The organism is Streptomyces sp. NPDC037054 (genome assembly GCF_055606745.1).
Genome location: NZ_JBVJSJ010000002.1, coordinates 586,065 through 600,569, shown reverse-complemented (window position 1 = coordinate 600,569; position 14,505 = coordinate 586,065). Strand labels below are relative to the sequence as shown.

Here is a 14,505-nt window from a genome sequence, read left to right as displayed (position 1 = left end):
GGGTCCCGCTCGCTGTGCGACTAGCAGCCGACCAGGCGCGCGGCCAGGTAGCCCTCGATCTGGTCGAGGGAGACGCGCTCCTGCTTCATCGAGTCGCGCTCGCGCACCGTCACGGCGTTGTCGTCGAGGGTGTCGAAGTCGACCGTCACGCAGTACGGCGTGCCGATCTCGTCCTGGCGGCGGTAGCGGCGGCCGATGGCGCCGGCGTCGTCGAACTCGATGTTCCAGTTCTGCCGCAGCGTCTGGGCGAGGCCCTTGGCCTTCGGGGACAGCTCCGGGTTCCGGGACAGCGGCAGCACCGCGACCTTCACCGGGGCCAGGCGGTGGTCGAGGCGCAGCACGGTGCGCTTCTCCATCTTGCCCTTGGCGTTGGGCGCCTCGTCCTCGATGTAGGCGTCCAGGAGGAACGCCAGCATCGCGCGGCCGACACCGGCCGCGGGCTCGATGACGTAGGGGGTCCAGCGCTCGCCGGCCTCCTGGTCGAAGTACGTCAGGTCCTGGCCGGAGGCCTTGGAGTGGGCGCCGAGGTCGTAGTCGGTGCGGTTGGCGACGCCCTCCAGCTCGCCCCACTCGCTGCCGCCGAACTGGAAGCGGTACTCGATGTCGGCGGTGCGCTTGGAGTAGTGGGAGAGCTTCTCCTTCGGGTGCTCGTACCACCGCATGTTCTCTTCACGCAGGCCCAGGCCGGTGTACCAGTTCCAGCGCTGCTCCATCCAGTACTCCTGCCACTTCTCGTCCTCGCCCGGCTTGACGAAGAACTCCATCTCCATCTGCTCGAACTCGCGGGTGCGGAAGATGAAGTTGCCGGGCGTGATCTCGTTGCGGAAGGACTTGCCCATCTGCGCGATGCCGAACGGCGGCTTGCGCCGCGAAGTGGTCTGCACCTGGGCGAAGTTGGTGAAGATGCCCTGCGCGGTCTCGGGACGCAGGTAGGCGACGGAGCCGCTGTCCTGGGTCGGGCCGAGGTGGGTGGAGAGCAGACCCGAGAACTGCTTGGGCTCGGTGAACTGGCCCTTGTTGCCGCAGTTGGGGCAGTTGATGTCGGTGAGGCCGTTCTCCGGGGCGCGGCCCTTCTTCTCCTCGTACGCCTCCTCCAAGTGGTCCGCGCGGAACCGCTTGTGGCAGGAGGTGCACTCGGTGAGCGGGTCCGTGAAGGTGGCCACGTGGCCGGAGGCGACCCACACCTCGGGGGCCAGGATCACGGACGAGTCGATGCCGACGACGTCCTCGCGCGACGTCACCATGTAGCGCCACCACTGGCGCTTGAGGTTCTCCTTGAGCTCGACACCCAGCGGTCCGTAGTCCCAGGCGGCGCGCTGACCGCCGTAGATCTCACTGCAGGGGAATACGAAGCCACGGCGCTTGCTCAGGCTGACGATGGTGTCGATCTTGTCGGCGGCCACGGTGCTCTCTTCATTACGACGACGATGACTGACAAGTACGGCGCGTAGCGCCTCGATGAGGGGTGGTGGTCGGGCGGCGGGCGGGCGAAGCGAGACGCTTCCAGCGAATGCTTCAGGTTACCGGCGGGGGCGGGCCTTCAATCAAATCGGTCCCCTGGTCAGCGTTTGTTGACAACGGTTTCCATATTTGTTGAAAATGAGTGTCATGAACGTACGACGACACCACATATCCGGGTTGGCGACAGCCGCCGCCACCGCCCTCGCGCTCGGCACGCTCTCCGCATGCTCCTCCGACAGCAGCGCCGCGGGCAACACGGACAAGTTCGACGTCGTCGCGTCGTTCTACCCGATGGCGTACCTCGCCGAGCAGATCGGCGGCGAGCACGTCAACGTCACCAGTCTCACCAAGCCCGGCCAGGAGCCGCACGACCTGGAGATCAGCACCCAGCAGCGGGCGCAGCTCGAGGAGTCCGACGCGGCGCTCTACCTCAAGGGCCTGCAGCCCACCGTGGACGAGGCGGTCGCGCAGTCCGGCACCAAGACGAAGATCGACGCGGCCACCCTCACGAAGCTGGAGGACCTCGGCGTCGAGGACGGCCATGACCACGGCGGCGAGGAGGAGCACGCCGGGGACGAGCACGCCGGGGAAGAGGGCACCGGCGAGGAGGAGCACGCGCTCGACCCGCACGTCTGGCTCGACCCGTCGAAGTACGCCGAGATCGCCGAGGGCGTCGGCAAGGCCCTCGGGAAGGCCGACCCGGACCACGCCGCGGACTACAAGAAGAACACCGCGGACCTGGTCAAGAGGCTGACCGGCCTCGACACCGCGTTCGAGGAGGGCCTGAAGAACACCAGGAGCAAGGTCTTCTTCACCAACCACGCCGCCTTCGGCTACCTCGCCCACCGCTACGGCCTGACCATGGAGGCCATCTCCGGCCTCGACCCGGAGAGCGAGCCCAGCGCGGCCCGCGTGAGGGAGCTCCAGGAGGAGGCCAAGGCCGACGGCGTGACCACCGTGTTCTACGAGACACTGGTGTCCGACAAGACCGCCAAGACCCTCGCCAGGGACGCCGGCCTCAAGACGGACGTGCTGGACCCCGTCGAGGGCATCACGGACAAGTCCCGGGGCGACGACTACATCGAGGTCATGGAGGCCAACCTCGAAGCGCTGAAGAAGGCCCTGGGCAGCAAGTGACCGAAGTGGAGGACGGCATGACCGAGCCCGTCATATCGATGCGCGGCGTCCGCGCCGAGCTGGGCTCGCGGCCCGTCCTGCGCGGCATCGACCTCACGGTGCGCCGCGGCGAGGTCGTCGCGCTGCTCGGCGCCAACGGCTCCGGCAAGTCGACGGCCGTGCGCACCGTCATCGGCCAGGTGCCCGTGACGACCGGCGACATCGAGCTGTTCGGCACGCCCCGGCCCCGCTTCCGCGACTGGGCGCGCGTGGGCTACGTACCGCAGCGCACCACGGCCGCGGGCGGCGTCCCCGCCACCGTCACCGAGGTCGTCACCTCGGGACGGCTGTCCCGGGCCCGGTTCGGGCTGCTGCGCGGGGCGGACCACGCGGCCGTGCGCCGCGCCGTGGAACTGGTCGGCATGACGGACCGCGCGAAGGACTCGGTGAACGCGCTGTCCGGCGGCCAGCACCAGCGGGTACTGATCGCCCGCGCGCTCGCCTCCGAACCCGAACTGCTGATCATGGACGAGCCGATGGCGGGCGTCGACCTCGCGAGCCAGGAAGTGCTCGCCGAGACGCTGCGCGAACAGGTCGGCCAGGGCGTCTCCGTCCTCCTCGTCCTGCACGAACTCGGGCCCCTGGAGCCGCTGATCGACCGCGCGGTCGTGCTGCGCGACGGCTGCGTCGTGCACGACGGCCCGCCGCCGAAGGCCGTCGGCCAGCACGCGCTGCCCGGCCACGACCACGTACACCCGCACGCGCCGGAGGGCGCCGAGCCGATCCGCACGGGACTGCTGAGCTGATGGACCTCCTGAACTACGCCTTCATGCAGCGGGCCCTGCTGGCGGCCGTCCTGGTCGGCATCACGGCCCCGGCCGTCGGCATCTACCTCGTGCAGCGCCGCCAGGCCCTGATGGGCGACGGCATCGGGCACGTCGCGATGACCGGCGTCGGCCTCGGCTTCCTGCTGTCCTGGTCGCCGGTGTGGATGGCGACCCTGGTGGCCGTCCTCGGCGCCGTGCTGATGGAACTCATCCGCTGGTACGGCAGGACCCGCGGCGACATCGCCCTCGCCATGCTGTTCTACGGCGGCATGGCCGGCGGCGTGATGCTCATCAACCTCGCGCCGACGGGCTCCAACGCGAACCTCTCCTCGTACCTCTTCGGCTCGCTGTCGACGGTGTCCGAGTCCGACGTGACGGCGATCTGCGTGCTGGCCGCGTTCGTGGTGCTCGTCACGCTCGGTCTGCGCCGGCAGCTGTTCGCGGTCAGCCAGGACGAGGAGTTCGCGCGCGTGACCGGCCTGCCCGTGCGGGCCCTGAACCTGCTGACGGCGATCACCGCGGCCGTGACCGTGACGGTCGCGATGCGGGTCGTCGGGCTGCTGCTGGTGTCCGCGCTGATGGTGGTCCCGGTGGCCGCCGCGCAGCAGCTCACCCGCAGCTTCGCGGTGACGTTCGTGCTCGCCGTCGCCATCGGCGTGTCCGTGACCATCGGCGGCACCGTCACCTCGTACTACCAGGACGTGCCCCCCGGCGCGACGATCGTGCTGCTGACCATCGGCGCGTTCGTCCTGCTGACGGCGCTGGCCGCTCCGCTGGCCCGGCGCCGTGCCCGCGCGCTGGCCGGGGCGCAGCCGGCCGGCGATCCCACGGAGTGCGCGATTCCGGCCAGCAGGGGAACGGCCGGGAAGACCGGCGTCTGATCGGCCGTCGCGCGGGCTGGCACAATGGCCCGGGCACAGGCAACGTGAGGAGGCAACCGGTGACCACCGCTGGACCGCCCGTGAAGGGCCGCGCCACTCGGCAGCGTGCCGCCGTGGCGGCGGCTCTCGACGAGGTCGAGGAGTTCCGCAGCGCTCAGGAACTCCACGACATGCTCAAGCACAAGGGCGATTCGGTCGGGCTCACCACCGTCTACCGCACCCTTCAGTCCCTCGCCGAGGCCGGTGAGGTCGACGTCCTGCGCACGTCCGACGGCGAGTCCGTCTACCGCCGCTGCTCCTCCGGCGAGCACCACCACCACCTCGTGTGCCGCTCCTGCGGCAGCGCGGTGGAGGTCGAGGGCCCGGCCGTGGAGAAGTGGGCGGAGGCCATCGCCGCGGAGCACGGCTACGTGAACGTGGCGCACACGGTGGAGATCTTCGGCACGTGCGCGGAGTGCGCCGCGGGGCGAGCGGGTTCGTAAGCGCCGTCGCGGGCCCTGTCCGTCGCGGGCCGCGGGTCGTCGTGAGCTGATCGGGCGGTTCCCCGCGCCCCTTGCGGGGCGCGGGTCGGCCCTGCTACTCCGAGCGGCCCTCCATCGCCAACAGCTCCTCGTTCGGGATCGCCCCGCCGAAGCGGCGGTCGCGGGAGGCGAACTCGACACACGCGCGCCACAGGTCGCGGCGGTCGAAGTCCGGCCACAGCACGTCCTGGAAGACCATCTCCGCGTAGGCGCTCTGCCACAGCAGGTAGTTGGACGTGCGCTGCTCGCCGCTGGGCCGCAGGAACAGGTCCACGTCCGGCATGTCCGGGTAGTACAGGTACTTGGCGACGGTCTTCTCGTTCACCTTCGCCGGGTCGAGCCGCCCCGCGCGCACGTCCTCGGCGATGGCCTGCGCGGCGTCGGCGATCTCGGCGCGGCCGCCGTAGTTCATGCAGAAGTACAGCGTGAGCCGGTCGTTGTCCTTGGTCTGCTCCTGGGCGACCTGGAGTTCCTTGGCGACCGACTTCCACAGCTTGGGCATCCGGCCCACCCAGCGCACCCGCACGCCGAGCTCGTCGAGCTGGTCGCGGGTCTTGCGGATGAAGTCGCGGTTGAAGTTCATCAGGAAGCGCACCTCGTCGGGCGAGCGCTTCCAGTTCTCCGTGGAGAACGCGTACAGGGAGATGGCGCCGACGCCCATCTCGATGGCGCCCTGGAGCACGTCCAGGACGCGCTCGGCGCCGACCTTGTGGCCCTCGGTGCGCGGCAGGCCCCGCTCCTTGGCCCACCGGCCGTTCCCGTCCATGATGATCGCCACATGGTTCGGGACCAGCTCACCGGGGAGCTTCGGGGGCCGCGCGCCGGACGGGTGCGGCTCCGGCGTCCTGTACTCCCGGCGCCGGCGCCCCAGGAACCCGCTTACGGCCATGTGTTTCTCGTCTCCTCGTGCTTGCTTACTTCTCTACGTAGCGCAGGGAGCGCAGTCCGCGCTCCAGGTGCCAGTGCAGGTAGGCGGACACCAGCCCGCTGCCCTCGCGGACGTACCGCGCCTCGCACGCGTCCGCGGTCTCCCAGTCTCCCGTAAGCAGCGCGCCGAGGAGTTCCAGGGCCTGCGGCGAGGGTACGACGCTGCCCGGGACGCGGCAGTCGACGCAGACGGAGCCGCCGGAGGCGACGGAGAAGAACCGGTTGGGGCCCGGCATGCCGCACTTCGCGCAGTCGCCGAAGCTCGGGGCGTAGCCGTTGACGGCGAGGGAGCGCAGCAGGAAGGCGTCGAGGACCAGGTTCGGGGCGTGCTCGCCGCGGGCGAGGGTGCGCAGGGCGCCCACGAGCAGCAGGTACTGCTGCACGGCCGGCTCGCCCTCGTGGTCGGTGAACCGCTCGGCGGTCTCCAGCATGGCGGTGCCCGCGGTGTAGCGGGCGTAGTCGGTGACGATGCCGCCGCCGTACGGCGCGATGGTCTCGCTCTGCGTGCACAGCGGCAGGCCGCGGCCGACCAGCTCGCTGCCCTTGGCGAAGAACTGCACGTCGACGTGCGAGAACGGCTCCAGGCGCGCGCCGAACTTGGACTTGGTCCGGCGCACGCCCCGCGCGACGGCACGCACCCGCCCGTGGCCCCGGGTGAGAAGCGTGATGATGCGGTCGGCCTCGCCGAGCTTCTGCGTCCGCAGCACGATGCCGTCGTCCCGGAAGAGACTCATGCGGCCATTCTCGCTCACCCGGCCGGGCGCCGTGGCCGGGGTGCCGGTGCCGGGCGCACGGGCCGGCCGGGAGCCGCGTGCAACCACGGCGCCGCGTCGCGCGTCGGTTCCCTGTGCACCATGATCACCGCCGCGCGATCCCCGTCCGGTCACCGGCGGACGACCACTGGACGGACCACTCGACGAAGGAGAGAGCCATCTCAACGTCAGTCACCTCCCGGCGTGCCCTGCTCGGCGCGGGTGTCGCCGCGACCGCCGCCCTGCTCGCCCCCACCGCCGCGCACGCCGCGGACCGGTCCACCGGCCCGGCCGGCGACCGGCTGCGCGAGCTGGAGACGGCGCACGGCGGACGGCTGGGCGTCTTCGCGCACAACGTCAGGACCCGCCGGACGATCCGGTACCGCGCCGACGAGCTGTTCCCGATGTGCTCGCTGTTCAAGACGCTCGCCTCGGCGGCGGTACTGCGCGACCTGGACCGGGACGGCGAGGTCCTCGCCCGCCGCATCCACTACACGGAGGCCGACCTTCCGGCGACGGGCTCCGACAAGACCCGTGAGCACCTCGCGACCGGCATGACGGTCGCCGAGCTGTGCGAGGTCGCCATCACCTACAGCGACAACGGCGCCGGCAACCTGCTGCTGCGGGAGCTGGGCGGCCCCACCGCGATCACCCGCTTCGCCCGCTCGCTCGGCGACCCGGTGACCCGCCTCGACCGCTGGGAGACCGACCTCAACTCGGCGGAGCCGTGGCGGATCACCGACACGACGAGCCCGGAGGCGATCGGCCGGACGTACGGCCGTCTCGTCCTCGGTGACGCCCTGTCCGGCCCGGACCGCGCCCTGCTGACGCGGTGGCTGCTGGCCAACACCACCAGCACGGCCCGCTTCCGCGCCGGGCTGCCGCCGGAGTGGACGCTCGCCGACAAGACCGGCTCCGGCTCCTACGGCACCGCGAACGACGCGGGCGTCACCTGGACCGAGGACGGCGCCCCGATCGTGCTGGCGGTGCTGACCACGAAGCCCGCCCAGGACGCGGCCTGGGACAACGCGCTGGTCGCGGGGGCGGCCACCGTCGTCGCGGAAGAACTCGGCTGACACTTTGTCACCTCCCGTGGGGGCGCATGCCATTGGTCCGACCTGTGGCGGATCAGTCGGCGATAGGCCATTCGTGTGTGCTCTCTTGACCGCCCCCACGGGCCCACCTACGGTCGCTGTGTTTCCCCGGACGTAGGACGTCGTACGTCCGCCCTCCCTCGGCCGCAGGAGGAACCGTGCGCGACGTGACCAGTGACGTTCCGGCGCTGCGCCGCCGGGCCTTCCTCAAGTACTCCGGCGCGCTGGGCGCCGCCGCCGTCCCGGCGACGCTGACGGCCTGTTCGTCCGGGCCGCAGTCCACCAACGACACCGGGGGCGGGGGCGGCGGCGCGAACCGCACGCTGACCGCCGTGATCGGCTACGGAAACGACGGCAGCTGGGACCCGACGCAGACGGCGTCCGCGTTCTGCATGGCCGCCAACAACCACATCTACGAAGGGCTGCTCGACACCGACCCGATCTCCCGCGAGCCGTACGCGGCGCTCGCGACCGAGGTGCCGAAGGACGCGGGCGCCACGTCGTGGCGGTTCACGCTGCGGGCCGGGGCCACGTTCCACGACGGGCAGCCGGTGACGGCCGACGACGTCGTGTTCGTCTTCGACCGGATCCTCGACCCCGGCACCCAGACCCTCGCCAAGGGCTTCTTCGCGAGCTGGCTGAAGGAGGTCCGCAAGGTCGACGCGCGCAGCGTGGATCTGGTCCTCAAGTTCCCCTTCCCGGAGGGGCTTTCGCGGCTCACCCTCGCCAAGATCATGCCGAAGCACGTGTTCTCGGAGCCGGGCGCCTGGGACGAGGCGATCAAGGGCCTCGCGGTCGGCTCCGGGCCGTACCGGCAGACCGCGCACCACCCGAAGTCCAACACCACCTTCGAGGCGTTCGACGGCTACAACGGCCCCCGCGCCCCCGCGTTCAAGAAGATGAACTGGCTGACGATCGTGGACGCGGCGCCCCGCGTCGCGAAGATCTCCGGCTCCGGCGCGGGCGCGCAGATCGCGGACAACATCCCGTACGCCAACATCGGGCAGCTGGAGGGCGGCGGGCTGACGGTCGCGGGCGGCGCCGGGATGAACAACCTCTTCCTGATGTTCAACACGAAGCACAAGCCGTTCGACGACGTGCGGGTGCGGCAGGCGCTGCACTACGCCATCGACACCGAGAAGATGGTGGAGGTGGCGCTGAAGGGGCACGGCAAGCCGTCGACGTCGTTCCTGAACGAGGCCAACCCCAGCTACCGGCCCGCGAAGACGGTGTACGACCACGACCCCGACCGGGCGAGGAAGCTGCTGAAGGAGGCCGGGGTCAGCGGGCTGGAGATCGAGATCCTCTCGGTCAACGTCAGCTGGATCGTGGACTGCCTGCCGACCATCAAGTCGTCGTGGGACGCGATCGGCGTGAAGACGACGCTGTCCCCGCAGGAGACCACGGCCGTCTTCACGAAGATGGACCAGAAGCAGGACTACCAGGTCGTCGCCGCCGCCTCGAACCCCAACCAGTTCGGCCTCGACGCCGACCTGATCATGCACTACAACTACGGCCCCGAGAACCTGTGGATGCAGTACACGCGGTGGGCCGACAACTCCGTCGCCAAGGCCCTCTTCAGGGACATGGAGCGGGCCACCCGGGAGCCGGACCCGGCGAAGAAGAAGGCGATGGTCCAGGACTACATCGACGTCGTCGCCGAACAGGCCGTGCTCTACCCGGTCGTCCACAACGAGCTGATGACCGCCTGGGACCCCAAGGCGCTCGCGGGCATAAGGGCACAGCCCTACCCCGGCATCAACCTCCTCCAGGCCAAGTGGGCGTGACCCCGTAAGGAGTTGACCGCGCGTGGTGGCCATCGCCCGCATCCTGCTGCGCCGTGTCGCCCTGCTCGTGCCGCTGATGCTCGGCATCGTGCTGTTCGTGTTCCTGGTGATGCGGTTCTCGGACGTCGACCCGGCGTCCGCGTTCTTCCAGGGCGCCAACCCGACGCCGCAGCAACTGCGCGACTTCCGCGAGGAGCACGGCCTGCTCGACCCGCTGCCGGTGCGCTACGTGGACTTCGTCGCCGACCTGCTGCACGGCGACATGGGCACCAGCGCCCTGACCCGGGCGCCGGTGATCGACCAGGTCACCACCGCGCTGCCGCTCACCCTCCAGCTCACCTTCCTGGGCCTCGGCCTGGCCGTGGTGCTGGCGCTGATCGGCGGGGTGACCGCCGCGACCTACCGCGACCGGCTGCCCGACCAGATCATCCGCGTCGTGTCGCTGACCGGCGTGGCCGCGCCCGGCTTCTGGCTGGCGCTGCTGATGATCCAGTACCTGGCGGTCGACCTGGGCTGGTTCCCGACCGGCGGCTACATCAACCCGGCGGACTCCTTCACCGGCTGGCTGAAGACGATGACCCTGCCGGCGGTCGCGCTGTCCCTGCCGGTGGCGGCCCAACTGACGCGGATCGTCCGGACGTCGGTCGTGGAGGAGCTCGACAAGGACTACGTCCGTACGGCGATCGGCAGCGGCCTGCCGCCGCGCGTCGTGGTCGGCCGGAACGTGCTGCGCAACGCGCTCATCAACCCGCTGACGGTGCTGGGCCTGCGGGTCGGCTATCTGCTGGGCGGCGCCGTCGTCATCGAGACGATCTTCTCGCTGCCCGGCATGGGCAAGCTGATGATCGACGCCGTGAAGAACGGCGACCCGGCCGTGGTGCAGGGCGTCGTCCTCACCACGGCGACCGGGTTCGTCGTCGTCAACCTCGTCATCGACCTGCTGTATCTGCTGGTCAACCCGCGTCTGAGGGAGGCCGCGTGACGCGTACCCGCAAGGGCCTCGCCGAGGCGCTGTCCCGGCCCGGCGTCCGGCTGCGCCGCTGGCGCCGGCTGCCGCCGCTGTCGAAGGCGGCCGTCTGCTTCCTGGCGGTCGTGGTGTTCGTGGCGCTGTTCGCGCCGCTGCTCGCCCCGCACGACCCGCTGGACCAGCAGCCGCCGGTCGACGGCACCGGGCATCCGTCGGCCGCGCACTGGATGGGGCAGGACAGCCTCGGGCGGGACATCCTCAGCCGGCTGATGTACGGGGCGCGCTGGTCGCTGGCGATCGGGCTGGGCGCGACCGCGCTGGCCCTCGTCGTCGGCGCGCTGCTGGGCGCGGTCGCCGCGACCTCCCGCAAGGCCGTGGACGAGACGCTGATGCGGTGCCTGGACGTCGTGATGGCGTTCCCGGGCATCGCCCTGGCCGCCGTGCTGGTCGCCGTGTTCGGCGGTGGCATCACGGTGCTGATCTGCGCGATCGCGTTCCTGTTCACGCCGCCCGTCGCCAGGGTCGTACGGGCCAACGTCCTGGACCAGTACGGCGAGGACTACGTGACGGCGGAACGGGTGATCGGCGCCCGCACCCCGCACATCGTGCTGCGGCACGTGGCGATCAACTGCGCGGCGCCGGTGCTGGTGTTCTGCACCGTGCAGGTCGCCGAGGCCATCGTGTTCGAGGCGTCGCTGTCGTTCATCGGCGCGGGGGTGCGGCCGCCGGACCCGTCGTGGGGCAGCGTCATCGCGGACGGCAAGAACATGGTGCTGACCGGCGGCTGGTGGGCGACCGTGTTCCCGGGGCTGCTGATGCTGGTCACCGTGCTGTCCCTGAACATCCTCTCCGAGGGCGTGTCCGACGCGTGGGCGGCGCCGTCGGCCCGCGAGGTGGAGGTCCGCGACGAGGACCGTCTGCAGGCGCCCGAGCCCGGCGGCGAGGTGCTGCGGCTGCCCGGCCTGGACGAGGCGGCGCGGCGGCTGCAGGCGCGGGCGCGGGTGGTGCCGCGCGACGGGCAGCCGGTACTCGCCGTGGAGAACCTGACGATCGGCTTCGAGCAGCGGCACGGCGGCGTCGACGTCGTGGACGGCATCAGCTTCGAGGTGCACCCCGGTGAAGTGCTCGGCCTGGTCGGCGAGTCGGGCTGCGGCAAGTCGCTGACCGCGCTCGCCGTGATGGGCCTGCTGCCGAAGGGTGCCCGGGTGCGCGGCCAGGTCCGCTTCGGACAGCGGGACCTGCTCGCGGAGCCGATGCGAGTGCGGCGCCGGCTCCTCGGCCACGAGATGGCGATGGTCTACCAGGACGCCCTGTCGTCGCTGAACCCCGCCATGACGATCCGGGCGCAGCTGAAGCAGGTCGTCCGGCGCGGCGGGAAGCGCGGGCCCGCCGAGCTGCTGACGATGGTCGGCCTGGACCCGGAGCGGACCCTGCGCAGCTATCCGCACGAGTTGTCCGGCGGCCAGCGCCAGCGCGTGCTCATCGCGATGGCCCTGTCCCGCGAGCCGCGTCTCATCGTCGCCGACGAGCCGACCACGGCCCTCGACGTGACCGTGCAGGCGCAGGTGATGGAGCTGCTGCTGAGGCTGCGCGCGGAGCTGGGGTTCGCGCTGGTCCTCGTCTCCCACGACCTGGCGCTGATCGCCGACGTCACCGACCGGGTGGCGGTGATGTACGGCGGGCAGATCGTGGAGACCGGCGTGACCGCCGACCTGGTGGAGGCGCCCGCGCACCACTACACGCGCGGTCTGCTCGGCAGTGTGCTGTCGCTGGAGTCGGCGGAGGAACGGATGACGCAGATCAGGGGCGTCGTCCCCTCCCCCGCGGACTTCCCGGCGGGCTGCCGCTTCGCCGACCGCTGCCAGAGGGCGAGCGCGGTGTGCCGCACGACGGCGCCCGTCCTGACGGGCCCCCCGGACCACACGGCCGCCTGCCACCACCCGGCCGTCGACCTGGCCACTACGGAGACGGAGACGGTGCCGTGACGAGGGACGGCGACGGGGACGGGGACGGTGCCGTGACGAGGGGCAGCGACGGGGACGGTGCCGAGGGCCGGGGCGTGACGGCCGAGGGGGACGGGGACGAGGGCCGCGCCGGGACGTCCGCCGTGAACGGCGAAGTGACGACCGGTGGCCGCCCGCACGAGGGCCGGGGCGTGACGGCCGAGGGGGACGGGGACGAGGGCCGCGCCGTGTCACCCGGCCCGGTCGTGGAGCTCGCCGACGCGCACGTCGTGCACAAGGCGCGCAGCGGCGGGGTGTTCACCCGCGACCGGGTGTACGCCCTGACCGGCGCCGACCTCACGATCGCGCCCGGCGAGACGGTCGGCGTGGTCGGCGAGTCGGGCTGCGGCAAGTCGACGCTGGCGAAGCTGCTGGTCGGCGTGGACCGGCCGACGGCCGGGACGGTGTCGTTCCGCGGCCGGGACCTGTGGACGATGCCGCCCGCCGAACGCCGCGCCACGGTCGGCCGCCACACCGGCATGATCTTCCAGGACCCCTCCACGGCCCTGAACCGCCGGCTGACCGTCCGGCAGATCCTGCGCGACCCGCTCGACGTGCACCGCCAGGGAACCGCCGAGCAACGCGACGCGCGGGTACGGGAGTTGATGTCGCTGGTGGGGCTGCCGCGGGCGCTGGCCGACGCGCTGCCGGGCCAGTTGTCCGGCGGGCAGCGCCAGCGCGTCGCCATCGCCCGCGCCCTGGCCCTCGGCCCGGACCTGGTCGTCGCGGACGAGCCGACGAGCGCCCTCGACGTGTCCGTACGGGCGCAGATCCTCAACCTGCTGCTCGACCTGAAGGAACGGCTGGGCCTGGCGCTGGTGTTCGTGTCGCACGACATCCAGACGGTGCGGCGGATGAGCGACCGCGTGATCACCATGTACCTCGGCCGGATCGTCGAGGAGTCCCCGGCCGGCCGGGTCACCGACCGGGCCCGGCACCCCTACACCCGCGCCCTGTTCTCCGCCACGCCCGGCCTGCTGGACCCGATCGAGCCGATCCCGCTGGCCGGTCCGGTGCCGTCGGCGACCCGCCCGCCGAGCGGCTGCCCGTTCCGCACCCGCTGCTGGAAGGCGGACGAGGTGTGCGCGCAGGTGATGCCGGACTTCTCGGACGCGTCGGTACCCGGTCACCGCTTCCGCTGTCACCATCCTGTCGAGGAGGACGAGTCCACCCGCGACCTCGTACGCCAGACGCACACAAGGGAGCCTTCATGACCCTGCCCGCCCCGTTGACCGGTGTCGTCCCGCCCGTCTGCACGCCCCTGACACCGGACCGCGAGGTGGACGTCGGCTCGCTGGTCGCGCTGGTCGACCATCTGGTGGACGCGGGTGTGGACGGCCTGTTCGTGCTGGGCTCCACGTCGGAGGCGGCGTATCTGACGGACCGGCAGCGCAGGTCGGTCGTGGAGGCGGTCGTGTCGCACGTGGGAGGGCGGCTGCCGGTGCTGGCCGGGGCGATCGACATGACGACGCCGCGCGTGCTGGACCACGTCCGGGACGTCACCGCGGCGGGCGCGGACGCCGTGGTCGTCACCGCGCCGTTCTACGCCCGTACCCACCGCGCGGAGATCGCCCGGCACTACCGGCTGGTCGCCGAGCGCAGCCCGGTGCCCGTGCTGGCCTACGACCTGCCGCAGTCCGTGCACACCAAGCTGCCCGCCGACCTGGTGCTGGAGCTGGCCGCCGAGGGGGTGCTGGCGGGCCTGAAGGACTCCAGCGGCGACCTCGGCGCCTTCCGCGCCGTGGTGACCGGCGTCCACGCGGACCCGGGCCTCGCCGGCTTCAGCGCGCTGACCGGCTCCGAGCTGGTGGTGGACGCGGCGCTCGCGCTGGGCGCCCACGGGGCGGTGCCCGGCCTCGCCAACGTCGACCCGCACGGCTACGTCCGTCTCGACCGGCTGTGCCGGGCGGGCGACTGGGAGCAGGCGCGGGCCGAACAGGAGCGGCTGTGCGCCCTGTTCGGCCTGGTGGGCGTCGGCGACCCGGCCAGGATGGGCGCCGGCTCCTCGGCGCTCGGCGCGTTCAAGGCGGCGCTGCGGCTGCGGGGCGTCATCGCCTGCCCGGCGACGGCGGAACCTCAGGTGCCGCTGTCGCCGGACGAGGTGGAACGGGTGGGCACGTACCTGGCGGCGGCCGGGCTGCTCTAGTGCTGTGGCAGGGAAGAGGCCAG

13 protein-coding genes are annotated in these 14,505 nt (G+C 71.6%); 10 read left to right on the top strand and 3 right to left on the bottom strand.

The features are described from left to right. Positions 1–20: 20 nt before the first annotated feature. On the bottom strand, positions 21–1,403 hold the full coding sequence (locus tag ACZ7D7_RS07630; protein WP_470823018.1) for a glycine--tRNA ligase: 1,383 nt from the start codon (positions 1,401–1,403) through the stop codon (positions 21–23). 205 nt (positions 1,404–1,608) lie between these two features. On the opposite strand from ACZ7D7_RS07630, the gene ACZ7D7_RS07625 reads away from it, so the two are divergent. Genes ACZ7D7_RS07625 through ACZ7D7_RS07610 form a run of 4 tightly spaced genes read left to right on the top strand, consistent with a single transcriptional unit; the run spans position 1,609 to position 4,767 of the window. Continuing rightward, positions 1,609–2,598 carry a metal ABC transporter substrate-binding protein gene (locus tag ACZ7D7_RS07625; RefSeq protein ID WP_470823017.1) on the top strand — a complete coding sequence of 330 codons (990 nt, stop codon included), beginning with the start codon at positions 1,609–1,611 and terminating at the stop codon, positions 2,596–2,598. Between the two features lie 17 nt (positions 2,599–2,615). After that, positions 2,616–3,383 (top strand): metal ABC transporter ATP-binding protein, encoded by a 768-nt coding sequence (locus ACZ7D7_RS07620; RefSeq protein WP_470823016.1) that lies wholly within the window; start codon positions 2,616–2,618, stop codon positions 3,381–3,383. Continuing rightward, positions 3,383–4,285 carry a metal ABC transporter permease gene (locus ACZ7D7_RS07615; protein ID WP_470823015.1) on the top strand — a complete coding sequence of 301 codons (903 nt, stop codon included), beginning with the start codon at positions 3,383–3,385 and terminating at the stop codon, positions 4,283–4,285. Before ACZ7D7_RS07620 ends, ACZ7D7_RS07615 begins: the two co-directional genes overlap by 1 nt. A 59-nt stretch (positions 4,286–4,344) precedes the next feature. After that, complete coding sequence (locus tag ACZ7D7_RS07610) at positions 4,345–4,767, top strand: Fur family transcriptional regulator (protein ID WP_470823014.1); 423 nt, start codon at positions 4,345–4,347, stop codon at positions 4,765–4,767. 94 nt (positions 4,768–4,861) lie between these two features. Here the strand turns inward: ACZ7D7_RS07610 and ACZ7D7_RS07605 are convergent, their stop codons facing one another. Both ACZ7D7_RS07605 and recO read right to left on the bottom strand, forming a co-directional pair. Further along, positions 4,862–5,695 carry an isoprenyl transferase gene (locus ACZ7D7_RS07605; RefSeq protein ID WP_470823013.1) on the bottom strand — a complete coding sequence of 278 codons (834 nt, stop codon included), beginning with the start codon at positions 5,693–5,695 and terminating at the stop codon, positions 4,862–4,864. A 25-nt stretch (positions 5,696–5,720) separates the two neighbouring features. After that, on the bottom strand, positions 5,721–6,467 hold the full coding sequence (recO, locus tag ACZ7D7_RS07600; RefSeq protein ID WP_470823012.1) for a DNA repair protein RecO: 747 nt from the start codon (positions 6,465–6,467) through the stop codon (positions 5,721–5,723). Positions 6,468–6,664: 197 nt separating this feature from the next. Here recO and bla point away from each other — a divergent pair, with 197 nt between their 5' ends. The 6 genes from bla to ACZ7D7_RS07570 all read left to right on the top strand — a co-directional run bounded on the left by bla (position 6,665) and on the right by ACZ7D7_RS07570 (position 14,482). Beyond that, entirely contained in the window at positions 6,665–7,561 is an 897-nt protein-coding gene (gene bla, locus ACZ7D7_RS07595) for a class A beta-lactamase (RefSeq protein WP_470823213.1), read from the top strand. A 176-nt stretch (positions 7,562–7,737) separates the two neighbouring features. Continuing rightward, positions 7,738–9,366 (top strand): ABC transporter substrate-binding protein, encoded by a 1,629-nt coding sequence (locus tag ACZ7D7_RS07590; RefSeq protein WP_470823011.1) that lies wholly within the window; start codon positions 7,738–7,740, stop codon positions 9,364–9,366. A 22-nt stretch (positions 9,367–9,388) separates the two neighbouring features. After that, positions 9,389–10,348 (top strand): ABC transporter permease, encoded by a 960-nt coding sequence (locus ACZ7D7_RS07585; RefSeq protein WP_470823010.1) that lies wholly within the window; start codon positions 9,389–9,391, stop codon positions 10,346–10,348. Continuing rightward, positions 10,345–12,318 (top strand): dipeptide/oligopeptide/nickel ABC transporter permease/ATP-binding protein, encoded by a 1,974-nt coding sequence (locus ACZ7D7_RS07580; RefSeq protein ID WP_470823009.1) that lies wholly within the window; start codon positions 10,345–10,347, stop codon positions 12,316–12,318. The genes ACZ7D7_RS07585 and ACZ7D7_RS07580 overlap by 4 nt, the downstream gene beginning before the upstream one ends. A 224-nt stretch (positions 12,319–12,542) precedes the next feature. Next, on the top strand, positions 12,543–13,550 hold the full coding sequence (locus tag ACZ7D7_RS07575; RefSeq protein WP_470823212.1) for an oligopeptide/dipeptide ABC transporter ATP-binding protein: 1,008 nt from the start codon (positions 12,543–12,545) through the stop codon (positions 13,548–13,550). Then, the gene (locus ACZ7D7_RS07570; protein WP_470823008.1) at positions 13,547–14,482 is read left to right on the top strand and encodes a dihydrodipicolinate synthase family protein; all 936 of its coding nucleotides are present in this window, start codon (positions 13,547–13,549) and stop codon (positions 14,480–14,482) included. Before ACZ7D7_RS07575 ends, ACZ7D7_RS07570 begins: the two co-directional genes overlap by 4 nt. Positions 14,483–14,505: the final 23 nt, after the last annotated feature.